This is a genomic window from Thiomonas sp. SCN 64-16 (genome assembly GCF_001725585.1).
GTDB lineage: Bacteria > Pseudomonadota > Gammaproteobacteria > Burkholderiales > Burkholderiaceae_C > Thiomonas > Thiomonas arsenitoxydans.
This window is the reverse complement of sequence record NZ_MEGQ01000026.1, coordinates 1-23,197: the sequence shown is the minus strand read 5'-3', so window position 1 is coordinate 23,197 and position 23,197 is coordinate 1. Positions and strand designations below refer to the sequence as shown.

General features: G+C 64.7%; 22 protein-coding genes and 3 pseudogenes. 15 read left to right on the top strand and 10 right to left on the bottom strand.

Annotated elements, in window-relative coordinates; all coding sequences use genetic code 11:
* Positions 1–10: 10 nt before the first annotated feature.
* The 3 genes from ABT24_RS08915 to ABT24_RS08905 are packed head-to-tail and all read right to left on the bottom strand — an operon-like array spanning position 11 to position 1,925.
* The gene (locus tag ABT24_RS08915) at positions 11–304 is read right to left on the bottom strand and encodes a hypothetical protein (protein WP_013124152.1); all 294 of its coding nucleotides are present in this window, start codon (positions 302–304) and stop codon (positions 11–13) included.
* Positions 305–307: 3 nt separating this feature from the next.
* A complete protein-coding gene (locus ABT24_RS08910; RefSeq protein WP_276710589.1) occupies positions 308–934 on the bottom strand; it encodes a YbhB/YbcL family Raf kinase inhibitor-like protein in 627 nt (208 codons plus the stop codon).
* Positions 935–977: 43 nt separating this feature from the next.
* Complete coding sequence (locus tag ABT24_RS08905; protein WP_276732475.1) at positions 978–1,925, bottom strand: cation diffusion facilitator family transporter; 948 nt, start codon at positions 1,923–1,925, stop codon at positions 978–980.
* A 221-nt stretch (positions 1,926–2,146) separates the two neighbouring features.
* Here ABT24_RS08905 and ABT24_RS08900 point away from each other — a divergent pair, with 221 nt between their 5' ends.
* From ABT24_RS08900 to ABT24_RS08890, 3 genes are all read left to right on the top strand, one after another.
* Entirely contained in the window at positions 2,147–3,859 is a 1,713-nt protein-coding gene (locus ABT24_RS08900; protein ID WP_276732478.1) for an ABC transporter permease, read from the top strand.
* Between the two features lie 100 nt (positions 3,860–3,959).
* Entirely contained in the window at positions 3,960–5,318 is a 1,359-nt protein-coding gene (locus ABT24_RS08895; RefSeq protein ID WP_013124149.1) for an ABC transporter ATP-binding protein, read from the top strand.
* Between the two features lie 313 nt (positions 5,319–5,631).
* On the top strand, positions 5,632–6,756 hold the full coding sequence (locus ABT24_RS08890) for an IS110 family RNA-guided transposase (RefSeq protein WP_276710603.1): 1,125 nt from the start codon (positions 5,632–5,634) through the stop codon (positions 6,754–6,756).
* Positions 6,757–7,179: 423 nt separating this feature from the next.
* On the opposite strand, the pseudogene ABT24_RS08885 reads toward ABT24_RS08890, so the two are convergent.
* The 3 pseudogenes from ABT24_RS08885 to ABT24_RS08875 all read right to left on the bottom strand — a co-directional run.
* A pseudogene (locus tag ABT24_RS08885) lies at positions 7,180–7,938 on the bottom strand (IS5 family transposase); the annotation flags it as partial.
* Positions 7,869–8,889, bottom strand: a pseudogene (locus tag ABT24_RS08880) (transposase family protein). The pseudogenes ABT24_RS08885 and ABT24_RS08880, both read right to left, overlap by 70 nt.
* Before the next feature lie 110 nt (positions 8,890–8,999).
* A pseudogene (locus ABT24_RS08875) lies at positions 9,000–9,113 on the bottom strand (transposase); the annotation flags it as partial.
* A 439-nt stretch (positions 9,114–9,552) separates the two neighbouring features.
* On the opposite strand from ABT24_RS08875, the gene ABT24_RS08870 reads away from it, so the two are divergent.
* From ABT24_RS08870 to sufT, 10 genes are all read left to right on the top strand, one after another.
* A complete protein-coding gene (locus ABT24_RS08870) occupies positions 9,553–9,924 on the top strand; it encodes a DUF488 domain-containing protein (RefSeq protein ID WP_276732545.1) in 372 nt (123 codons plus the stop codon).
* Positions 9,899–10,903 carry a DNA-3-methyladenine glycosylase family protein gene (locus tag ABT24_RS08865; protein WP_276732542.1) on the top strand — a complete coding sequence of 335 codons (1,005 nt, stop codon included), beginning with the start codon at positions 9,899–9,901 and terminating at the stop codon, positions 10,901–10,903. Before ABT24_RS08870 ends, ABT24_RS08865 begins: the two co-directional genes overlap by 26 nt.
* On the top strand, positions 10,900–12,438 hold the full coding sequence (locus tag ABT24_RS08860; protein WP_276732540.1) for an FAD-dependent oxidoreductase: 1,539 nt from the start codon (positions 10,900–10,902) through the stop codon (positions 12,436–12,438). Before ABT24_RS08865 ends, ABT24_RS08860 begins: the two co-directional genes overlap by 4 nt.
* Positions 12,439–12,715: 277 nt before the next feature.
* The gene (locus ABT24_RS08855) at positions 12,716–13,387 is read left to right on the top strand and encodes a class II aldolase/adducin family protein (protein WP_276732537.1); all 672 of its coding nucleotides are present in this window, start codon (positions 12,716–12,718) and stop codon (positions 13,385–13,387) included.
* Positions 13,388–13,419: 32 nt separating this feature from the next.
* On the top strand, positions 13,420–14,865 hold the full coding sequence (gene sufB, locus ABT24_RS08850; RefSeq protein ID WP_276732534.1) for a Fe-S cluster assembly protein SufB: 1,446 nt from the start codon (positions 13,420–13,422) through the stop codon (positions 14,863–14,865).
* A 63-nt stretch (positions 14,866–14,928) separates the two neighbouring features.
* Positions 14,929–15,699 (top strand): Fe-S cluster assembly ATPase SufC, encoded by a 771-nt coding sequence (gene sufC, locus ABT24_RS08845; protein WP_276732548.1) that lies wholly within the window; start codon positions 14,929–14,931, stop codon positions 15,697–15,699.
* A 2-nt stretch (positions 15,700–15,701) separates the two neighbouring features.
* Positions 15,702–17,096: a Fe-S cluster assembly protein SufD gene (sufD, locus tag ABT24_RS08840; RefSeq protein WP_276732531.1), complete on the top strand. Its 1,395-nt coding sequence runs from the start codon at positions 15,702–15,704 to the stop codon at positions 17,094–17,096.
* A complete protein-coding gene (locus ABT24_RS08835) occupies positions 17,093–18,343 on the top strand; it encodes a cysteine desulfurase (RefSeq protein WP_286737692.1) in 1,251 nt (416 codons plus the stop codon). The genes sufD and ABT24_RS08835 overlap by 4 nt, the downstream gene beginning before the upstream one ends.
* A gap of 18 nt (positions 18,344–18,361) precedes the next feature.
* The gene (gene sufU / locus ABT24_RS08830; RefSeq protein WP_013123982.1) at positions 18,362–18,859 is read left to right on the top strand and encodes a Fe-S cluster assembly sulfur transfer protein SufU; all 498 of its coding nucleotides are present in this window, start codon (positions 18,362–18,364) and stop codon (positions 18,857–18,859) included.
* A gap of 2 nt (positions 18,860–18,861) precedes the next feature.
* The gene (sufT, locus tag ABT24_RS08825; protein WP_276732525.1) at positions 18,862–19,422 is read left to right on the top strand and encodes a putative Fe-S cluster assembly protein SufT; all 561 of its coding nucleotides are present in this window, start codon (positions 18,862–18,864) and stop codon (positions 19,420–19,422) included.
* 73 nt (positions 19,423–19,495) lie between these two features.
* On the opposite strand, the gene ABT24_RS08820 is transcribed toward sufT, so the two are convergent.
* Positions 19,496–19,789: a DUF2249 domain-containing protein gene (locus tag ABT24_RS08820; protein ID WP_013123980.1), complete on the bottom strand. Its 294-nt coding sequence runs from the start codon at positions 19,787–19,789 to the stop codon at positions 19,496–19,498.
* A 55-nt stretch (positions 19,790–19,844) separates the two neighbouring features.
* Positions 19,845–20,546 (bottom strand): iron-sulfur cluster repair protein YtfE, encoded by a 702-nt coding sequence (gene ytfE / locus ABT24_RS08815; protein ID WP_276732520.1) that lies wholly within the window; start codon positions 20,544–20,546, stop codon positions 19,845–19,847.
* Positions 20,547–20,655: 109 nt separating this feature from the next.
* Between ytfE and ABT24_RS08810 the strand changes: the two genes are divergently transcribed.
* Positions 20,656–21,096, top strand: coding sequence for an RrF2 family transcriptional regulator (locus tag ABT24_RS08810; RefSeq protein WP_013106745.1), 441 nt, complete (start codon positions 20,656–20,658; stop codon positions 21,094–21,096).
* Positions 21,097–21,103: 7 nt separating this feature from the next.
* Here ABT24_RS08810 and ABT24_RS08805 read toward each other — a convergent pair whose 3' ends face one another.
* Both ABT24_RS08805 and ABT24_RS08800 read right to left on the bottom strand, forming a co-directional pair.
* The gene (locus tag ABT24_RS08805) at positions 21,104–21,508 is read right to left on the bottom strand and encodes a hemerythrin domain-containing protein (RefSeq protein ID WP_276732517.1); all 405 of its coding nucleotides are present in this window, start codon (positions 21,506–21,508) and stop codon (positions 21,104–21,106) included.
* 160 nt (positions 21,509–21,668) lie between these two features.
* The gene (locus tag ABT24_RS08800; protein WP_013123976.1) at positions 21,669–22,022 is read right to left on the bottom strand and encodes a carboxymuconolactone decarboxylase family protein; all 354 of its coding nucleotides are present in this window, start codon (positions 22,020–22,022) and stop codon (positions 21,669–21,671) included.
* Between the two features lie 175 nt (positions 22,023–22,197).
* Between ABT24_RS08800 and ABT24_RS08795 the strand changes: the two genes are divergently transcribed.
* Positions 22,198–22,737, top strand: coding sequence for a hemerythrin domain-containing protein (locus tag ABT24_RS08795; protein WP_276732512.1), 540 nt, complete (start codon positions 22,198–22,200; stop codon positions 22,735–22,737).
* The last annotated feature ends 460 nt before the right edge of the window (positions 22,738–23,197 follow it).

Genomic DNA, 23,197 nt, shown 5'->3' with positions numbered 1-23,197 from the left:
CCCGAACTGATCATTCGCCATCTTCGCCGCACTGTTTTTTCAGATCGCCCAACTGGCCGTAGGTGATGGGTTTGCCGCTGGCGGCCAGCGCCTTGAGGCCATCGGCCATGCATGGGCTGTCATTGGCCATTTGAAGCTGGGGCGCATCCACCGGCTCGTTCACCAAGCGGCCACGCAGCAGGCTGAAAATGCCCACCAGCACCACGATGCCCAGCAGGATGCCCAGCAGCCCGCTGAGCTGCACATTCATGCCCTTTTTTTTCTGCGGGGGCGCAGGGGGCGGAGCGTCTGGGGTGTCGGACATGGATTAGCGCAGGGCGGGGTTGAGGGTGTAGGTGCCGGTGAGGCTGGCCTGGGCCAGCACATGCCCGGCGAGGGCCGCACGCAGTTGCGCGCCGTTGAACGCGCCGTCCACCGGGCAGCGCGCCACGCCTAGCGCGTACAGCGTGAAGATGTAGTGGTGCAGCAGGCTGTCGTTCCAGGGCGGGCAGGGGCCGTCGTAGCCGAAATACTGACCGGCCATGTCCTGATCTCCGGCGAACCAGGCGGTGTAGTCGTTCACGCCCTGGCGCATGCCGCCCGAGCACTCGGGGCCTGGTTTGCCGCGCGGGGTGACTTCATGGCTGAATTCTTTTTCAGCGATGTGGCTGCGCGAGGTCGGAATGTCCACCAGCAGCCAGTGATAGAAGTCCACCCGGGGCAGATCGGCGGGTACGGTGTGGCCATCGAGGTTGACGTCGTCGGCACGGCTGGGTACGTCGGGGTCGTGGCAGACCAGCACCAGACTTTGCGCGCCCTGCGGTACGTCCGACCAGGCCAGCGGCGGGTTGAAGTTCTGCGACAGCGCTACATGGCCGACCGCCGACGGCTTGCAAAACGCATATTGCGGCGGAATCGGCTGACCATCGGCAAAGGCGGGGCTGGTGAGTTGCATGAGTGTCTCCGGGGCGGTGCGTGGTGACGAGGGCGGTCGGGTTTCAGTGCGGAAGCGAGGGGGCGCCAGGCGTGCAGACCTGATGGCTGATGGTTCCCGTAGCCTGCAGCTGCGCATTTTCCTCCTGCAGGCTTTCCTGTGCGGAGGTCAGCATTTCAATGGTTACGGTCATGCCAGGATAAGCCTCGATCAGCGCTTTTTCCACGGCGTAACGGCAGTCTGCCGCGCGCTGAAGCGACCACCCGCCCGGCATGTGCAGGTGCATGGAGGCGAAGCGCCGGGTGCCGGCCACGCGGGTGCGGACATGGTCGAAGCGCAGGTCGTTGGAGCGAAAGCGGTCGAGCACGGCCTGCAAACCCGCGAGATCGGCGTCGTCCATCGATTTGTCCATCAGCCCATCGACCGAGCGCTTCACCAGCGAAAACGCTTCGCGCAAAATGTGCAGCGCCACCACGATGCCGATCACCGGGTCGAGCCAGAGCCAGCCAGTGAGCGGCACCAGCATCACGGCGACGATCACGCCCACGGAAGTCCAGACATCGGTGAGCAGGTGCCGGGCATCGGCTTCGATGACGATCGAACGCAGGCGCCGCGCGCCGCGCAACATCCACAGCGCGACACCGAGGTTGATCACCGTGGCCGCGGCCGAGATCGCCGCGCCCAGCGGCACGTCGCTGATGGGCTGCGGATGGGTGAGGCGCTTGGCGGCCTCGATCAGAATGAGCGCTGCGGCCACGCCGATGAGCAGGCCCTCGACGCCGCTGGAGAAATACTCCGCCTTGGTATGACCGTAAGGATGGTCTGCGTCGGGCGGCGCCTCGGCGATGCGCACGATGAACAAGGCGAATGCGGCGGCGGCGACGTTGACGATGGACTCCATCGCGTCCGACAAAAAGCCTACCGAGCCTGTGACCTTCCAGGCCAGCAGCTTGAGGCTGATGACGATGAGGGCGGCGAGCAGCGAGGCGCGGAGATAGGTTCTGGCTTGCATGCCGTTATTGTGCATGGCTTGCGTGAATGAGGCTGATCCGGGCGGAATCGCAGAGCGATCAACCGGCGGCTGAAATGCCCGGATACTTCTGTGTAAAGTCGATGACGCTCGCGTGATCGAAATTTCACGCGTCTCTCGTTAGACTAGTCGGCTGTTTTTGCTGCCAATTTCACAGCGCGTCACCCTCCGACTCAAGCCGCCTCAATCGTCCTGCCTGATCCATGGCCTTCAATTTCCGTCCACTGGCGCTGCCGCTGCCCAACCGCCGCGATCTGATCGCGCTGCCGTTGGTCATCGGCATGCTGCTCATCATCGGCCACGCCAGTCGGCAGATGGCAGTACCGTTCCATCTGGGCGAGACCGTGGCGTTGTCGCTCAAACCCGCGGATCTGCCCGAGTACGCGCTCTACACCGTGCTGCGCATGTTGGCCGCGCTGGTCGCCAGTACCGTGTTCACCCTGATCTACGCCTGGATTGCGGCCAACAATCGCTACGCCGAAAAAATCATGGTGCCGCTGCTCGACGTGTTGCAGTCGGTGCCTATTCTGGGCTATCTGTCGATCACCGTGACCGGCTTCATCGCCCTGTTTCCGGGCAGCATGCTGGGGCTGCAATTCGCGGTGATTTTTGCGGTGTTCACCTCGCAGGCGTGGAACATGACTTTCAGCCTGTACCAGTCGCTCAAGACCGTACCGCGCGACCTCACCGAGGCCGCCACGCTTTACCGCCTCAACGCCTGGCAGCGCTTTTGGAAGCTTGAGCTCCCCTACGCCGCCCCCGGCCTGCTGTGGAACGCGATGATGTCCATGTCTGGCGGCTGGTTCTTCGTCGTCGCTGCCGAGGCGCTCACCGTGGCCGGGCAGCAGGTGTCGGTGCCGGGTATCGGCTCGTATATCGCAGCGGCGATCGCGGCCAAGAATCTGGGCGCTATCGGTTGGGCGATTCTGGCCATGGCCTTGGTGATTCTGTCTTACGACTTTCTGCTGTTTCGCCCCATCGTCGCCTGGGCCGACAAGTTCCGTCTGGACAACACCGTCAGCGTGGACGCGCCGCGCTCGGTGGTGCTCGACTTTCTGCGCCGCACCCGCCTCACTCAGCGCCTGGCCCGGCTGCCCGCCGTGCTGTGGGAGATGAGCGTGCGCCTGTTGCCCGCGGTGCCGCTGCACAAATCGCCGCAACGCGCGCCTTCCGTGTGGGGCGACCGGGTGTTTGTCGCCAGCATGGTGCTGTTCACCCTCGGCCTGATCGTGGCGTTGTTTCTGGTGTTGCCGCGAGATTTCGGCTGGCTGCAGGTCGGTCATGTGATGTTGCTGGGCGCGTTCACCGCGCTCAAGGTGTTCGTGCTGGTGGCGATTTCGGCGCTGATCTGGGTGCCGGTGGGCATCTGGGTTGGTCTGCGTCCGCGCTGGGCGGCCGTGGCGCAGCCGGTGGCGCAATTTCTCGCCGCCTTCCCCGCCAATCTGCTGTTCCCGCTGGTGGTGGTGGCCATCGTGCACTGGCATCTCAATGTCAATGTGTTCACTGCGCCGCTGATGATTCTGGGCAGCCAGTGGTACGTCCTGTTTTCGGTCATCGGCGCGGCGTCTGCCCTGCCCAGCGACTTGCGCGAAGCCGGCCGTAATCTGGGTTTGCGCGGCTGGCTGTTGTGGCGCAAGCTCTATCTGCCCGCAGTGTTTCCGGGATTCGTCACCGGCGCGCTCACCGCCTCGGGCGGAGCGTGGAACGCCAGCATCGTGGCCGAAGTGGTGAGCTGGGGCAGTCACACCCTGGTCGCCACCGGGCTGGGCGCCTACATCACCGAAGCCACCCAGCAGGGGCAGACGCTGAAGGTGGGTCTTGGCGTGGGCGTGATGGCGCTATACGTCATCGCCATCAATCGTCTGGTCTGGCACCGCCTCTACAAAATTGCCGCCACGCGGGTGCGGCTCGATTGATTGCCGCCTGATATGAAATCCTCTCTGACTTGCTGCGCGCGTTTCCCCCGAGGGGGCCTCGGTTCCTTTGGAACGGCCGTGCGCAACTGAAGGACCCAGCATGAATGCCATGAACGCCACCGAACTGCCCAGCGCACCTGACGCCGCGTCTTCCACACCCATTTTCCATCTGGCGAATGTGCGCAAGTCGTATCGCACCCCCGAGGGCAGCGAACTCGTCATTCTCGACGGCGTCGATCTCGATTTGCGCGACGGCGAAATTCTGGTGTTGCTGGGGCGCTCCGGTTCGGGCAAGTCCACCCTGCTGCGCACCCTGGCCGGGCTGGTTTCCGCCACCAGCGGCACGACGCTGCATCGTGGCAAGCCGATCGACGGCCCGGTGCCGGGGCTGGCGATGGTGTTTCAGAGCTTTGCGCTGTTTCCCTGGCTGACGGTGCTACAGAACGTGGAACTGGGGCTGGAGGCGCTCAAGGTGCCGCCGGCAGAACGTCGCGCCCGCGCGCTGGCCGCCATCGACCTCATCGGTCTGGACGGTTTCGAATCCGCCTATCCGCGCGAGCTGTCGGGCGGTATGCGCCAGCGCGTGGGCTTCGCCCGCGCCCTGGTCATCAACCCTGACGTGCTGCTGATGGACGAGCCGTTCTCCGCGCTCGATGTGCTCACCGCCGAGACCCTGCGCACCGACCTGCTTGATCTGTGGGCGGAGCGCAAGATCCCCACCCGCGGCATTCTGCTGGTGTCGCACAACATCGAAGAAGCCGTGCTCATGGCCGACCGCATCGTCATCCTCGGATCGAATCCCGGGCGGGTGATCAGCGAAATGCACATCGACCTGCCGCACCCGCGCGAGCGCGAATCGCAGCAGTTCCGCGATCTGGTCGAGGGCATTTACGGCGCCATGACCGCCCGCCCGACCGGGCGTGACGCGGTGCGCAAACAGGCGCCGGGCATCGGCCTGCGGCTGCCGTCGCTCTCGGTCAATGCCCTGGCCGGCCTGCTCGAAGAACTCGACGCGCTGGAAAAGAGCAATGCCAACACCCGCATCAGCCTGCCCGAGCTGGCCGAGGACATGCACTTTTCGGTGGATGACCTGTTTCCGCTGATCGAAGGCGTGGAATTGCTCGGCTTCGCCCAGGTGGAAGATGGCGACATCATGCTGCTGCCCGCCGGACGCACCTTTGTCGATGGCAGTTTGCAGGAGCGCAAGCAGGTTTTCGCCCGCCACTTGATCGAGCGCGTGCCGCTGGTGGCGCGCATCCGCACGGTGCTCGACGAGCGTTTCAACCACCGCGCGCCCGACTCTCGCTTTCTCACCGAACTCGAAGATCACCTCAGCGAAGACGAAGCCCGCCGCGTGCTCGACACCGCCATCGACTGGGGCCGCTACGCCGAGATTTACGCCTACGACGACAACGCCGAAGTCTTCAGCCTCGACAACCCCGAGGCCGATCTGGAATGAGGCGAGGCGAAAAAAACGGCGAACCGAAGTTCGCCGTCTGAGACGGAAATGCCGATACGCCGCTGCGTAAGCCGCGACGGCGTACGGCAATAATCAGGGCTTGCTGACAGCGTCCTTGGCCTTGTCGGCAGCATCAGACACAGCGCCCGACACCGCAGCGGCGCCTTGCGCGGCGCTGGCCGCGTGATTAGTCATCATGGTCGCCAATAGGCAAGTCGGCGGGGGTCGATCTCCTGCCGATTCGTAGGTTGCACGCAAGCGTGCCGAGCTACATGCTGTGAACAAGTCACATCACCTGTTGAGGAGACCGACCATGGACCAGATTAGCAAGGTTTACGTGGGACTGGACGTCCACAAGGAATCGATCGCGATCGCGCAAGCCGCGGCGGGCCGCCAGCCCGCGCGACTGGTGGGCGAGATCGCGCACGACGTAAACCGTTTGATCAAGAAGTTGGCGCCGCTGGGCGACCCCGGCTCGGTGCACATCGTCTACGAGGCAGGGCCGACGGGCTATGGACTGCAGCGCAAGCTGCAAGCCCTTGGCTACGTATGCGAGATCATCGCGCCGTCGCTGATTCCGCGCCGAGCGGGAGACCGTGTCAAGACGGACCGGCGCGACTGCCTGCGCCTGGCCGAGCTGTCGCGCGCCGGGGAGCTCAAGGCGATCTGGATTCCCGATCCCGCCGACGAGGCGATTCGCGAGTTGTCCAGGGCACGCGAAGACGCGGTGAACGCGCGCACCCGTGCGCGGCATCAACTGCGTGGATTCCTGCTGCGCCACGACATTCGCTACCCGGGCAAGACGGCGTGGACCAAGACCTTCGGCCGCTGGCTGGCAACCCTGAGCTTCGAGGCCCCGGGCAGCCAGATCGCATTCACCGAATACTGTCTGGCGGTGCAGGCGTGCGACGCCCGGGTGGAGCGGCTGAGCTTGTCCTTGCTGCAGGCGATCCAAGGCTGGCGGTTCGAGAGCGTGGTCAGGGCGCTGTGCGCCCTGCGCGGCGTCGACGCGGTCAGCGCGATCGGCTTGGTGTCCGAGATCGGTGATATCGCGCGCTTCGACCATCCACGCAAGCTCATGGGATATCTCGGCCTGGTCCCATCTGAGCGCTCCAGCGGGGAGCGCGTGAACCGCGGCCCGATCACCAAGAGCGGCAATGCGCACGCCAGACGATTGCTGACCGAGGCGGCGTGGTGCTACCGCTTCAAGCCACGCGTGGGCTACCAGGCGCAGCGGCGCCAGGAGGATCTGCCCGAGTCGACACGAGCAATCGCCTGGAAGGCCCAGCTGCGCCTGACCGAGCGCTATGCCAAGCTGCAGGCGCGCGGCGTCACGCTCAACAAAGTGTGCGTGGCGGTGGCGAGGGAACTTGCAGGCTTCGTCTGGGCTGTCGCTTGCAATGCGAGCCCCACCATGCGCACGCCCACCGCGCCATGAACGTTCATGAACACCAATCTCGGATCGATCCGGCGATGCGCCGTGGCCCCCGATAGGAGGAACCCTCGAGCCTGTTATTCCGGCATTCGACATGACGAGTGATCCGCGCAATTAGAGCGAGGCAGCCTCCGCGACGAATCGATGAACGGTGGTACCCAACCCACGGATACGAGCTTGATTCATGATTCATCGCCGCGCCTTGCCACTGCGCATCACCCGATCGATCTGAGTTCTTGTAAAGCATCTTCATGCAGCAGTTGACACTGGCGACCATACGAGCAGGCCGTTGAAAAATATCTGAGATTGTCCAGCCGCATGTTGTGCCACCGGCCGATCAGTGGGGGAAGACCCGCTGATGCGGGTCTCTTGCCCCCTTGAAGAGGGGTTTCCAAGGCTTTTTGGCGCATTCTGGGCGCACCTGTCCTAAACATGGGCGCCTCGCCACCACCTGCCAAGGGTACCCATGCGGATGATGTTGTAGGTGTCGGTGGTCAGAAGCAGTTGTCCAGCCAGGCGGGCCTGACCCACCAGCTTCGTCTTGCGCAGGCCCGCCACGGTCTTGATCCAGCCAAGTGCCTCCTCGATGCGCTTGCGCACCTTCTGACTGGTCTTGTAGCCCTTGTCGGCCCCGGCCGTGGCTCGCTTGGTTTTGTTGCTCCGACGCTTCAACATCGCCAGCGCCGCCTCGCGCTCAGCGGTACCGCTGGCGTGGGTGACCTCGACATCCACGATCAGCCCGTTGCGGTTCTCCATGAGGATGTGGCCCATGTGGCACAGGCGGGACTTGTCGCCCGGGCTCTTCTTGCACAGGCGGGCATCGGCGTGCGTGGTGCTGGCGTGGGTGCCGTTGCAGCGCTGCTGCCCTTTGACGTTCACCTCGGGGTTGCGCCCGGGCGGTGTGCTGCTGTCATCGTCCCGGCGCTTAACGCTCTTGTGCGAGGCCCAGGCCTCGATCAGCGTGCCGTCCACGCTGAAGTGTTCGTTGCTGGCAAGTCGGCTTCGCTGGGCGCTGAGCTTGACGCGCTCGAAGAAGGCGGGCGCGAGCTCTTCGTTGAACAGGCGCTTGCGGTTGGCACTGAAGGTGGAGTGGTCCCAGACCTTGTCCTCGATGTTCAGGCCCGCGAACCAGCGGTGCAGCAGGTTGTCGTCGATGGCCTGGACCAACTGGCGCTCGCTGCGGATGTGTCGTGTCCCGGCTGATCCTTCACCTGTTTTGAGAACGGATGCGGATGGGGGCGGCGCCATCGTTTCATGGTCTGGAGGGGCGTGAGGTGCTGCACAGCCTTCTGGGGCAGGTGCGCGTTGTACAGCCACACGTCGCGGTGTCGCGTGGTGGTCAAGTCCTGAGCGCTGTTGCAGTGGTGCGAGCGCAGCACCTGCTCGAGCCGCCCGTTGAATCGCTCCACCATGCCGTTGGTCTGTGGCGATTTCGGCATGGGATGCGCGATACCCAGGGCTTCACACAGGGCATCGAGCGCATGCTGCCCCGAGGCGTCCTTGGCTTTGGAGGCGAAATGGCCGTGAGTGAACGCACGACCGTTGTCGGCAAGCAGGGAGTGGATCTGGAACAGCGCGGCCTTGTGCAGCGCGTTGCGGAAGGCTTTGGCCGCTGCCGCCGTCTTGTGGCTCTTGATGGCGGATGAACACCCAGCGTGTGGCCTGGTCGATGGCCACGCACACATCGCGCCGGGCCGTCTCATCGGCCATCTGCGGCAGGGACTTCACGTCCAAGTGCACATCGCCCGGCTCGTCGGCCTTGAATGGCTTGGGCAAGCGCGAAGGAACCTGCGGGGCCGGCAGGCGCGAATGGCCTCGTCGGCGCAGCAGGCAATCCAGCGCCGAGCGGCTCATGCCAGGTTCGATGAACGCGCGCACCACCGCCAGCAGATCGTCCAGCGACAGCCGCAGTTGCGTGCGCAGGTCGATCACCAGCTCCTCCTGGGCGGCATTGAGCGTGGTTTGCAACCGGTGCGGGGTGTGGCTGGCATCGAGCACACTGTGGCGCTTACGCCAGCGCCGGATCGTCTGGCGGCTCACGCCGTACAGGCCAGCCAGCGCGTCCACACTGGCCGAGGACTGTTGGATGGCCGCGCGCACGGCCGGCGTGGTGGTGGCGTTCTTGTGCATGGGCATCCAGCATGCGTCCCCCGTCCGGACGGATGATCCTGCCATCACGGCCCGCAGCACCTCGCGGCCTATCAGCAGGCCGCGTCGATTAGGCAGCAGCCAATCATCCGGTACCAGACATGCCGCTTGCCCTCGCTGTTGATGCCGATGGCCACCAGGATGGCCTGGGACTGGACCACGCCATCCTCCCGCACCTTCTCGTAGCGGGCATCCAGGATCAGGCGCCGAAACCAAGACCTTCTCGCTGCGCGGGTCGCGCTCGAACAGTGCCGAAGAGAATGTACGCGCCCTTGCGGTCGCGCGGGACGCGCAACTCTGGTCATGGTTCGCCCTCCCAAGGGGTTCAAGGTCGATGTCGTCATCAACCTCTGACCATGACCACCTTGCACGGTCCTGTTCTGGATCGCTTTTGCACACAAAGCTGCACAGTTTCTTGCCATGCAGTGCCGCGTTACTCCCGCCCGCGTCAGGGCCATTCGTCCATGCTAATCTGACATTAAAGGAAACGCAGGGCCACCCCAAGTTGCCTCGACCACCTCGCAGCTTGCAAGCTGCTCGGATTCAGCAGCGTCCAAGCTGCCGCTGGGCAGCTTGGAGCCGCGGGACTCACCCCCCACGGTAGGCGGGCTGGGCGCAGCTCGACCCTGGGACGCTCAGAAGGTGAACGTCATGCCCGTCCAATCCATTCGAATCAAGCGCGTCTATGCCGATCCTGCTCCCGAGGATGGATTTCGGGTTCTGGTCGATGGGCTGTGGCCGCGCGGCCTCACCAAGGAGCGTGCCGCGGTGGATCACTGGCAGCGCGAACTGGCGCCAAGCGGCCCGCTTCGTCAGTGGTTCAGCCACGATCCGTCCAAGTGGGACGAGTTCCAGCGCCGTTACTTTACCGAACTGGACGCCATGCCGGAAACCGTGGCTGGACTGCGTGCCGAGCTTGACGCGCATCCGCAGGCCACCCTGCTGTATGCGGCCAAGGACGAGGTGCACAACAATGCCGTGGTCTTGCGAGCCTTTCTTGAACGACATCCCCATTCGGCTTGATCCGCGCGGACCGTTTCGCCTGGATTTGACCGTCTGGGCGCTGCGCCGCCAATCCGGCAACCGCATCGACTTATGGGATGGGCAGACCTACCGTCGCAGCCTGGTGATCGGTGATTCCGTGCTGCTGGTCGAAGTCCGCGAGGAAGGCAAGGACGACGCGCCGCGGCTCGCGGTGCGGCTGCAAGGCGGGGGCAGCGACCGGCCAGGGGTACGCGCGGCGGCGGCCGCGCAGCTCGTGCGCATCCTGGGGCTGGATGTCGATTTGAGCGGCTTTTACGCCCGCGCTGCGCAAGATGCGCTGCTGGCTCCCCTGGTTCAGCGTTACCGTGGGCTCAAACCTCCGCGCTTTCCCAGCTTGTTCGAGGCGCTGGCCACCGCCATCGCCTGCCAGCAGGTGAGCCTCGCCTCCGGCATCGCGCTGCTCGGACGACTGGCCCAAGCCTTCGGCGCCGCGCCTGCCGAGGTGCCCACTTTGCACGCTTTCCCGCAGCCTGCGGCGCTGCGCGCAATCGACCCCGCTGCGCTGCATGCCCTGGGGTGGAGCCGTCAGAAGGCGCAGTATTTGCTCGACGTCGCGGCGCGGCTGGACGCTGGCGCGCTACCCGAAGCGCAGCTCGATCAGGCCGACGACGGCGAGCTGCTGCGTCGGCTTTGCACCCTGCGCGGCATCAAGCGCTGGAGTTCGCAATACGTGGCGCTGCGCGGCATGGGTCGGCTCGGCGTATTTCCCGTCGACGATGTCGGCGCGCACAAGCATCTGGCTGCCTGGCTCGATCTTCCAGCACGGCTCGATGCTGCTTCGACCGAGGCGCTGGTCTCCCGCTGGCAGCCCGACGCCGGGCTGGTGTATTTCCACCTGCTGCTGCGGCGTCTAGAGGCGCAAGGCCAAATCCGCGCAGGGGATGTGACATCTGTCGCGCCGCCGTTCGAGGAGCCGCTCGTCAGTTCTGACTCTCGCAACCCGGAGGTGATGCCATGAGCGAATCATTTGAGAAAAGTGGTCCGAATCTGCGCCGCGGCGTGGCGCTGGACGCGCTGCGCGAAGACCAGCCGTTGCTCGGCCATGTCGATGACGAAGCGGTGCTGCTGGTGCGCCATGGAGCCGAGATCCACGCAGTTTCCGCCACCTGTACCCATTATGCTGGCCCGCTGGCCGAGGGGCTGGTGGCTGGCGACACCATTCGCTGCCCCTGGCATCACGCGTGCTTTTCGCTGCGCAGCGGCGCGGTCCTCAATCCGCCGGGGCTGAATCCGCTGCGTTGCTGGCAGGTGAACGTCCAAGACGGCCTGGTGCGGGTGGGCGATGTGCGGCCAGCGCCGGCTGTGGGCAACCCTCCACGTCAGCCGCAGGCGGTGCTGATTGTCGGCGCCGGAGCCGCTGGCGAAGCGGCCGCCACCGAGTTGCGCACTTGCGGCTATGACGGGCCCATCACCTTGCTCGCCGGCGAAGCCGACACGCCGATCGACCGCCCCAATCTGTCCAAGGACTACCTGGCGGGCAAGGCGCCCGCAGACTGGCTGCCGCTGCGCGGCGCAGACTACTGGCGCGAACGCGACATCACCCTGGTCAACGCCCGAGCGCTGTCGCTGGATCGCCACGCGCACCGCGTGCGGTGTGATAACGGCCAGGATTTGACTTACGACGCGCTGCTGCTGGCCACTGGGGCGCAGCCGATCCGCTTGCCCATTCCCGGCGCCGACCTGCCTCAGGTCCACACCCTGCGCACCCGCGCCGATGCCGAGGCGATCCTGGCCGCGCTGGCGCGAGGCGCGCGCCGCGCCGTGGTGATCGGGGCGAGCTTCATCGGGCTGGAGGCCGCCGCTTCGTTGCGGGCGCACGGCATTGAAGTCCACGTCGTTGCGCCCGAGGCGCATCCGCTGGAGCGGGTGTTCGGTCTGCGCTTGGCTGGGTTTGTCCGCAGCTTGCATGAAGCGCTGGGCAGCGTGTTCCACCTCGGGCGCAGGCCCGCGTCGATCGACGCGCATGGGGTGACCCTCGACAACGGCCAGATCCTGCCCGCCGATCTGGTCATCATGGGCGTGGGGGTGCGACCGGATACCGCGCTCGCCGCGCAGACTGGATTGCGCGTGGAAAATGGCATCGTCGTCGATCACGGTCTCGCCGCTGCCGCAGGCATCTGGGCGGCGGGCGATGTGGCGAACTGGCCCGATGCGCGCAGCGCTGCGCGTCTGCGCATCGAACATTGGACGGTGGCGCAGGCGCAAGGCAAGACCGCCGCGCGCAATATGCTCGGGTTTGCCGAAGTCTTCAGCGCCGTTCCCTTTTTCTGGAGCCAGCACGGCGACGTGACCCTTTCTTACGTGGGCCACGCCGCGCAATGGGACGCCATCGAGGAAGAGGGCGTCCCCGCGAGCGGCTATCTGGCCCGCTACCTGCTGGGCGGCCGCGTGCAGGCCGTAGTCAGCATCGGCCGCGACCGCGACAGCCTGCGGGCCGAACTCGCGATGCAGAACGATTCACCCACTGACCCGACTCTCCCGGCTCCCGCCTGAGGCCGAGGAAACGCACCCCCACGCCTGCGCTTCGCCCCCGCTTGGCAGGCGAGATCACGAGGAAGTATGCGCAGCACGCGCCGATCTTGCGTCGGTCTGCGGCGCACACGTTTTCCGCATTCCATCATTTGCAGCAGGGATAACGGACCAGCCTGGTCAGCGTACGGCATAAGTGGTAAATTTAAAACCACAATAAATCGGGCCGTGAGACGGCTCGCCGTGAGGCGGCACGCATTCGCTGCCGATCCGGATTGACCCACTTCATCTCAAGACCGCCATGACCATTCTCCATTCCGATCCTATCCAAATCGCCGCAGGCCGCGATGCCCGCCTTGACCAAGCCTGCGAAGTCATGCACGCCGCCTATGCGCGGGGCTGGATCACGCATCGGGACGGCAATATCTCGATGCGTGCCGAAGACGGTGATGGCCTATGGATTTCGCAAAGCGGCGTGGTGAAGGCGCGCTTGCGGCCCGAGCAGATGCTGCGCGTCAGCGCCGAGCAGCTCGCCAATGGGCCTGTTCCCCAGGGGGCATCGGGTGAATACGCCCTGCATCGCTTGCTGCAGGCTAGGCTCCATGCCGGTTATGACACGGTGCTGCACCTGCACCCCACGCACATCGTTGCGGCGATGTACGCCGGTCATGATCTGCGCGAGTTGTGCGAGACGTTTCCGGAAGTGACGCGCTACAGCCGGGTGGGCAAGAACGTGGGTGCGCTGCCCGCCACCAGCGAAGAGCTTGCTGCGGCGTGCGTCGCAGCCTTCGAGCCGCAGTTCGGGCCCATGCCGCACATCGTCGGCCTGGATCGGCATGGCGTGGTGGCCATCGGCCACTCGCCCTGGGATGCCTTCGAGCATGTGGAGCGCCTGGAGCATGTCTGCCAGATGGTTCTGGCTTCGGGGGTGAGACACGCCGGCATCGCCCGCACGTCGGCGCAAGCTGTCTGAACGCTGCGCAAGCCCTGCCAAGGAGAGACCGCATGAGCCAGAGCAATCCCTCACTGGTCGAATTTCTCGAACGCGATTACGCCGCGGGCTTCGTTTCGCCGATCGAGTCCGACCTCGCCCCGAAAGGCCTGAACGAAGACATCATCCGGCTCATTTCCGTCAAAAAAAATGAGCCGGAGTTCCTGCTGCAATGGCGGCTGAAGGCGTATCGTCACTGGCTGACCCTGGCCGAGCCGACCTGGGCCAAGATCCACCATCCGCCCATCGACTATCAGGCGATTCATTATTACGCTGCCCCCAAGCGCGACAAGGCGCCAAAAAGCCTCGACGAGGTCGACCCTGAGTTGCTGCGCGTCTATGAAAAACTCGGCATCCCGCTGCACGAACGCGCCGCGCTGGCTGGGGTGGCAGTGGATGCGGTGTTCGATTCGGTGTCGGTGGCCACCACTTTCAAAGACAAGCTGGCGCAGCACGGCATCATTTTTTGTTCATTCTCCGATGCGGTGCAAAACCACCCCGAACTGGTGCAGCAATACCTCGGGACGGTGGTGCCGCCGGGAGACAACTTCTTCGCCGCGCTCAACGCCGCGGTGTTCACCGACGGCAGCTTCGTCTACATCCCCAAGGGGGTGCGCTGCCCGATGGAGCTGTCAACCTACTTCCGTATCAACGCCAAGGACAGCGGCCAGTTCGAGCGCACGCTGATCATCGCCGACGAGGGCGCGCAGGTCTCGTACCTGGAAGGCTGTACCGCGCCACGACGGGATGAAAACCAGCTTCATGCCGCCGTGGTGGAAATCATCGCCCTCGACGACGCGCGGGTGAAGTACTCGACGGTGCAGAACTGGTACCCCGGCGACAAGGACGGCAAGGGCGGCATCTACAACTTCGTCACCAAGCGCGGCGAATGCCGCGGCGCGCGCTCGCGCATTTCCTGGACGCAGGTGGAAACCGGCTCGGCCATCACCTGGAAGTATCCGAGCGTGCTGCTGCGCGGCGACGATTCGGTCGGCGAGTTCTATTCGGTGGCGCTGACCAACCATTTCCAGCAGGCCGACACCGGCACCAAGATGATCCACATCGGCCGCAACACCCGAAGCACCATCGTCTCCAAGGGCATTTCCGCAGGACGGGGCAGCAACACCTACCGCGGCCTGGTCAAGGTGCTGCCCAAGGCCGAAGGGGCGCGCAACTACACGCAGTGCGACTCGCTGTTGATCGGCGACCGCTGCGGCGCGCACACCTTTCCGTACATCGAGGTGCGCAACCCCAGCGCGCAGGTCGAGCACGAGGCGACGACCTCGCGTGTCGGCGAAGACCAGCTTTTTTACTGTATGCAGCGCGGTATTTCCGCGGAGGACGCGGTGGCGCTGATCGTCGGCGGCTTCGCCCGGGAAGTGGTCAAACAACTGCCGATGGAATTCGCCGTCGAGGCTCAGAAGCTGCTGGGCGTGAGCCTCGAAGGCAGCGTGGGCTGAAACGCCAAAGAGGAAACAAACATGCAAATGCCAGCCAAGCTTCAACCGCAAGCGACGCAGCCGCTGTTGCAAATCCGTGGCCTGCAGGCCGAAATCGACGGCAAAAGGGTGCTCAATGGCATCGATCTCGACATCGCCCCCGGCGAGGTGGTCGCCATCATGGGGCCCAACGGCTCGGGCAAGACCACGCTGGCGCAGGTGCTCGCCGGGCGCGAGCTCTACCGCGTGACCGGCGGCACGGTGCGCTTCGACGGCCAGGACCTGCCGGCGCTGCCGCCGCAGGAGCGCGCGCTCGCCGGGCTGTTCCTCGCGTTTCAGTACCCAGTGGAGATTCCCGGCCTGTCCAACGTCTACCTGCTCAAGGCCGCGCTCAACGCGCAGCGCAAACACCGCGGTCTGCCCGAGCTGGATGCGATGGAATTCCTGCAACAGGTCAAAGCGCTGATGCGTGAACTCGGCATGGACGAGAAGTTCCTGCAGCGCGGGGTCAACGAAGGTTTTTCCGGCGGCGAGAAAAAGCGCAACGACATGCTGCAAATGGCCCTGCTGCAGCCGCGCCTGGCCATCCTCGACGAAACCGACTCGGGGCTGGACGTGGACGCGCTCAAGGTCGTGGCGCAGGCAGTCAACGCCATGCGCTCACCCGAGCGGGCTTTCGTGCTGATCACCCACTACGAACGTCTGATGGAAGTCATTATCCCCGACCGCGTGCATGTGCTGTGGCAAGGCCGCATCGCCGCCTCGGGCGGGACCGAATTGGCGCGGCGCATTGAGCGCGAGGGCTATGCCTGGCTGCAGCAGGGCGCGGCCCTGGCGAGTGCGCAGGAGGTCTGAGCATGGGAGCGCTCGAAACATTCGTCCGGGCGTTCGACGCGATCGGCGTCGATGCTGCGGGCGAGCCCGAACGGGTGGTGCAGGCGCGCCGTCAGGCTCTGGAGGACTTGCTGCGCAGCGGCTTGCCCACGCGCCACACCGAAGACTGGAAATACACCGGCCTGCGTGCGCTGGACGCAATGGATCTCGCCGCCACCGCGCCCAGCGCACGATTGAACCAAGAGGCGCTGCGCGCTGCGGGCGCTCTGCTCGTGAGCGCCCCCAGGGTCGGCTCGCCGACCCGCCCCCCGAGGGGGTCAAGAAAACTTGGGGCGGCCCGGCGTTTTCTTGAGAGCGGCCCGCGTCTGGTGTTCGTCGACGGCGCTTTTGACGCCGAACTTTCCCATTTGAGCGACCTGCCGCCTGGGGTGCGCCTTGCGCCCTGGGGGGCGCGCCAGTCGTCCAGCGACACGGAGGCGGGAACGGTGCTGGATGCCGCCGCGTCCGGCGGCGCCTTCGACGCGATCAACCGCCTGTTCGCCCGCGACGGCATGGCGCTCGAACTGGGCGCGGGCGTTTGCCTCGATGCGCCCATCGTCGTCGTCATGGTGCAAACGCTCGCGGGCGCAAACCATGTGCTCCACGCCCTGCGCCTGGGGCAGGGTTCTTCGGCGCGCGTGATCGAGCAGCACCTCGGCGTCGCGCAGGTCGGCCCCTATCTGGCAAGCTGTGTGACTCGCGCCGAACTGGCGCGCGGGGCGAAGCTGCAGCATGTACGCCTGCAAGACGAAGCCGACGCCGCGGTGCATGTGTCGCAACTACATGCAACTCAAGGCGAGGACAGCGCGCTCGATGCGCAAATCCTGGTGCTGGGGTCGAGGCTGTCGCGCCAGGAATTTCACATCGCGCACGAGGCGCCGGGCTGCCATACCGATCTGCGCGGGGCCAGCGTGCTCGCAGGCGAGCAGCATGGCGACGTGCACATGTGCATCGAGCACCGCCACCCGCGCGGCACCAGCCGCACCGTGGTGCGCGGCGTGTTCGACGACGCCGCGCACGGCGTTTTCACCGGCCGTGTGAACGTGCATCGGGGCGCGCAGAAGACCGACGCGGGCATGATCAACCGCAACCTGCTGCTCTCGCCCCGCGCCGAGGCCGATACCCGTCCGCAACTGCAGATCGACGCGGACGACGTGCTTTGCAGCCACGGCGCCACGGTCGGCCAACTCGATGCCGAGGCGCTGTTTTATCTGCAGTCGCGCGGCATCGCTGCGCAGCTCGCGCGCGCCATGCTGGTGCAGGCCTTCGTTGCGGAAGCCCTGCCCGACATCGGCTGGGAGCCCTTGCGCGCACTGGTGCGCGCACGGCTTGCCGCGCGGCGCGGCCTGGAGATCGAAGCCTCGGAGGTTTCGGCATGAATGCGCTTGAATCGCCATCGCGTCTTGCGCCGCAACTTGCGGCGATCCGCGAGCAGTTCCCCATCCTCGCCCAGACCGTGCACGGCAAGCCGCTGGTGTATCTGGACAATGCGGCGACGACGCAAAAACCGCTGGCCGTGCTCGAGGCGATGCGTGCCTTCGAGGTGCGCGATTACGCCAACGTCCACCGCGGCGTGCATGTCCTTTCGCAGCGTGCCACCGACGCCTTCGAGGCGGCGCGGGAGAAGGTCGCAGCCTTTGTCCACGCCCGCAGCGCCGGCGAGATCGTGTTCGTGCGCGGCGCCACCGAAGCGATCAATCTGGTCGCGCAAAGCTTCGCACGGGCGCGGCTGCAGCCTGGCGACGAGGTGCTGGTGACGGCGATGGAGCACCATGCCGACATCGTGCCCTGGCAGATGGTGTGCGATGCCACCGGTGCCAAATTGCGCGTGGCGCCGATCCGCGACGACGGCGCGCTCGACCTGCAGGCCCTGCCGGAGTTGCTCGCGCCCCGCACGCGGATGGTGGCCGTCACCCATGTGTCGAACGTACTGGGCACCGTCAACGATGTGGCGAGCGTGGCGCATCTTGCCCATGCGCGCGGCGTGCCGGTGCTGGTCGATGGCGCGCAAGCCGTGGCGCATCTGCCGGTGGATGTGCAGGCGCTGGGTTGCGACTTTTATGTCTTCTCCGGTCACAAGCTCTACGGTCCCACCGGCATCGGTGTGCTGTGGGGCCGCGCCGAGATGCTGGACGCGATGCCGCCGTATCAGGGCGGCGGCGACATGATCCGCAGCGTCAGCTTCGAACGCATCACCTACGCCGATCCGCCAACCCGTTTCGAGGCCGGCACTCCGCACATCACTGGCGCGGTGGGCCTGGCCGCTGCGATCGACTTCGTGCAGGGCCTCGGCTGGGACGCCATCGCGCAGCACGAGCGCACGCTGTTGGAGCGGGCGCAAAGCGCGCTTTCCCGCATCCCCGGGCTTCGCATCTACGGCACGGTTCCGGACAAGATCGGCGTCATCTCCTTCAACATCGATGGTCTTCACGCCCACGACCTCGGCACCATCGCCGATGCCGAGGGAGTCGCCATCCGCGCCGGCCACCACTGCGCGATGCCGCTGATGAAACGCTACGGCGTCGCGGCCATGGCGCGGTCCTCGCTCGGCGTGTACAACAAAGAAGACGACATCGACGCACTGGTGCGCGCGGTGCGCAAGGCGCAGGTGATGTTTGCCGCTTAAACACGGAGTCCACGACCCATGCCTGACAGCCCATCCAACGACGCGCCTCCCGACCTGCGCGACCTCTACCAGGAGGTGATCTTCGATCATTACCGCAGGCCCAGACACTTCGGCCATTTGCCGCAGCCCAACCGCTGCGCGCAGGGTGACAACCCGCTGTGCGGCGACCGCCTTGAACTCGAATTGTTTGTGGACGACGCGGGCTGCATCCAGGACGTGGCCTTTACCGGCGAGGGGTGCGCGATTTCCACCGCGTCGGCCTCGCTGCTGACCGAAGCGGTCAAGGGCAAGCGTGTGGACGAGGCACTGACTTTGTTCGTACAGATGCACGGTATCCTGGTCGATGGCGACACCGGCGCTGAGGCTGGTCTGGGCAAACTCGCCGTGCTCGCAGGCGTGAGGCAGTTTCCCGCGCGGGTGAAGTGCGCCATGCTCGCCTGGCATACCCTGCGCAACGCGCTCACCCAAACCGCCCAGGTGGCGCGCACCGAAGATTTGTCCACGCCGCAGGGTTGACCATGGACGACCTCATCGACTCTGGCCCCATCATCCTGCAGCGCGACGTCCCCGCGACCCTGGTGCCGCTGGGCACTGCCGGAACCTTGCTGCAGGGCACCGAGGTGCGCATCACCCAACGGCTGGGCAGCCACGTCACCGTGGTGTCCGAGGGCCGCATGTACCGCATCGACGGCCGCTATGCCGATGCGCTTGGGCTGAATGACGGGCAGCGGCAAGATATTCCCGCGCCAACGACGCGCGAGGAAGCCGAAAATGCCGTGCTGGAACAACTCGCCACCTGCTACGACCCGGAAATTCCGGTCAATATTGTGGAGCTGGGTCTGATCTATCGCCTGGACGTGCAGCCAGTCGGCGCAAGCGGTGCCGGCTGGGCGGTTGATATCGACATGACGCTGACCGCACCCGGCTGCGGCATGGGAAACATCCTCACCGCCGAGGTCGAGGACAAGGTGCGTCGCATTCCAGGAATCACGCGAGTGAACGTGGAACTCGTCTGGGATCCGCCGTGGAGCCTGGAGCGCATGTCCGAGGCGGCCCGGTTGCAGGCGGGGCTGTGGTGAGTGGGTGATCCGGCGCGGCCAGGCGGGGCCGCTCAGCTTCGCCGCTCAGCCGCCGTCGGTTCGATCCTGCGCCTCAGGCGCCGGTTTGCACGTCTTGCACATGAAAGTCGATTTGCACCCCCTCGGGCGAGCGGCTGACGTATTCGATGCGTACCTTGTCACCGAAATGCTGCGCGATCTGTGCCAGCAGCGGCAGGGGATCATGGTCGTTGAAAAACGCCATGGTCTCTCCCGGCTCCAGCGCATTCAGCGCGCCGAAGATGGCGGCATGGCGAAAGCGCTTGGCGATGCCGCTGGCGTCGAAGGGATAGACGCGGTCGGCGCGGCGGTGGGAGTGGGGTTGGTTGACGACGGTGAGGGGTTCCATGGCGGGTTCCTTGGGAGTGAGTCGGGGTTGAAAGAGGAGGGCAGCGCAGCCGGCTTCACGCCTGTTCTTCGAACTGCGGGAACAGGATGTTGTTTTCGGTGTGGACGTGCTGCATGAAATCGGCGGTGAACTTGTCCAGACCTGCATACAGCGCGCGCCAGGTGTTGCACGCCTCGGCGGGCAGCCGCAGATCGTGGGTGAGATCCTGCACGCGTTGCAGCATCCGGCCGTGGTCATCATGCTCGGCGCGCATGCGTGAGATCGGCGGGGTGAGAACCGCACCGGGATTGCGGCGCATCATCGGGAACAGGATCTGTTCTTCCTTTTGCATATGCTCCTGCAGTTCGTCGAGCATCTCCTGAAGCAGGGCCGCCAGACCGGCCGGCACCTCGGCATGATCCTTGTGCACGCGCTCGACCTTGGCAGCCAGGGTGATCAATTCCGGCAGCTCCCGCCGGTGTATGTCGTGGAAGCGGCTGACGATGAGGTCGATCAGGGCGTCGGGGTCGTGCAGCGTGTCGGTGGGCGTGTCATCCAGCGCTTGCGGGCTCAACTCCGCGAGTTCGCGCTCAATAGTCGCCAGATCGAGCTGGCGCGCCTGCGCGGCCGCTTCCAGGGTCATGTCGCCACCGCAACAGAAGTCCAGCCGGTGGCGCCGAAACACGGCGGTGGAACCGGGCAGATCGCGCGCCAGTTGGCCCAGGGGGAGGCCGGCGAACGGTGAGGAGGAGCTTGCTGGGAGGTCTTGGGTGTGCATGGCGGAAGGTCCTGTGCAATCAATGATGTGGAGCTGTAAAAAGGTAGAATGAATCCCACTATAAAATTCTTGAGTGGTATTTGCAATACCTCTTCTGAAGGATTCCACCATGCGGCTGACCTCTTTTTCCGATTTTGGCCTGCGCGCCCTGCTCGTGCTGGCCGGCAGCGAGCGCGAGACCTGGTCGAGCGTCGAGCTTGCGACCAAGCTCGATATTTCGCGTGATCACCTCATCAAGGTGCTGCAACGCCTTGCCGCCGGGGGCTATGTGCAGACCACGCGCGGCGCCGGCGGTGGCGTCAGGCTCGCCAGGCGCGCCACAGCCATTCGCATCGGTGAGGTGTTGCAGTGGCTGGAAGACGACGCCCCGCTGACCGAGTGTTTCCGCGACGATGGCGGCCAGTGCCTGCTCACCGGCTTTTGCGCCTTGCGGCCCAAACTCGAACGCGCCCGCCGCGCGTTCTATGCCGCACTCAACGAAACCACCTTGGCAGACTGCCTCAATCCTGCGCTGCGCAAGTTCGTCGCCGTGCCGCTGTCCACGGCTTGAGCGCGGCTCAGCGCCGGGTTTCGATCAACAAGCCCTTTTCTTCACGCTCGAAGTGATGTTCGAGCAGATGCTGCAAAGGCGCGGAGGCGTCGGGCAGCGTTAGACGTTGTTCGGGCGGATCGATTCGGTCAGGTTGTCGTGCCAAGATCTCGCGCCATTCGCCGAGCATCGCGCTCAGCTTGGCATGCTCGGCCAGATAGACCTTTGCCGACCAGCGTGCGCTGGCCGGCAGCTTCGGAATCAGCGCGGTTTCTTCGAGCGCGATATGGGCTGCGTGCAAGCCTTGCAGCACATCGCGTGCGGCGCGCGCCTCAATCAGGTTGCCGACGAGCAAGCCCAAGCGCATGCGTTGCACTGTCGCCAGCATCGACACATGCTGAGCGGGGATGTCCTCAGCCGGGTTCGAGGCCATGTTCAGGTTTCTCCTGTAGCTGCGGACTGTGAGATGCGTTGGTCAGCGCAACCGAGCTGCCTGAGCAGAAAGTGGAAATTCAGCATCTGGGCATCGGGCGGCCAGCGCGCCGCCGACGTCTGCGATCGGCTTCGCCGGTCGATACAGCACACTGACGCGACTACGCGGAATCGGCTTTGGCATCCTCCTCGCGCATCGTATCCAGCGCTAAAAGCGAATGCGCATAGGCGGCGCCCGCTCGCATTTCGGCGGCAACCCAAACGGCCTCCATGATTTGCTCACGGCTGGCGCCTGCCTTGAGCGCAGCCTTGGTGTGGCCTCGGATGCAATAGGGACACTGGGTCACATGCGCCACGGCGACCGCGATCAATTGTTTGGTCCGCACGTCCAGCGCGCCCTTGGCGAAGGCCTGCTGGCTGAATTGCTGAAAGGCAGCAAACTGATTCGGGGCATGGTTTTGACGCATTTGCGTCAACTCACGATCAGCCTGCGGATAGACGGGTGACGTTGACATGAAAAGACTCCTGGATGTGGCACAAGCCGTCATCATGGCCATTTCGCAAAACCCTGTCGATTAAACATGCATTGCTTTTACCTGTTTCAAGCCATAGACTGGTTACAGTATTTGGGCTTGCGACCGCGGGCTGCGTGTATTGCGTGTGCGTACCAAGTTTTTTGCGAGATTCGATATGGAAATCAATCTTCTTTCCTCGACGTCCGCTGCCGCGGGATTCGACGCGCCGCTGGACATGCTTTCGGCCTGCCACGCGCGCATCGAAAAACAATGCGCGACGCTGCGCCGCCTGGTGCGGCATCTCGACGAGCACGGAGCCGATCAGGACGCCAGACAAGCTGCCGCCAACGTGATGCGCTATTTCGACACCGCGGGGCGTGATCATCACGCGGATGAAGAGCTCGATCTCTTTCCCGCGCTGCTGGAATCGATGGCAGGTTCAGACCCCGTCTGCTTGCGCGATATCACCCAGGCGTTGACCCACGACCATCGTGAACTCGCTGCCGTCTGGCAGGCGTTACGCCCGCAACTGGTGTGCGTGGCGCTCGGTGAAGCGGGCGCGCTTGACTTTGCCGCGGTGGATGAATTCGTCGATCACCATACGCGCCACATCGCGCGCGAAGAAAGCGAGCTGCTTCCCATGGCTAAACGGCTCTTGAGCGAGAAACAACTCCAAGAGATTGGCAAGGCCATGCGAGCCCGGCGCGGCGTGTGAAACATCCTTCGCTGGCGAGAAACCGTGCGGGGAAGCCGTGCGCATCCAGGCGTTCTATCTTTTGATCGGGGTCGAAAGACCGTTGCGCGATTCGCTGGGCTCCACAGGCTTCATCGTGGTACTCATGATGGGGAGCAGATCATTCAGTCGCTGCTCCGGGCCGAGTTCCAAGCTCTAACAGGGCAGACAGAACACCTCAATCTGGCTGATTCTGTCAACCAGCCAGACCCACATCATGTCATAAAGCACCTTAAAGCAGTTTTATTATTACCACTTCAATGACGTAGGTGAGCGCTTTGGCACAGTACCCGTTCTCAAGAAAGGGAGGCTAGAGCTACGGCGTGCGGCAAGAAATCATGCAATCAACGTCGCGCCTTGCTTTACTTTGCCTTTTTTGCTTCTTTTGCGTCAAGACCGAAGTCCATCCAGTCCTCACCTAGTAATTCAACGGGGTGCTGTG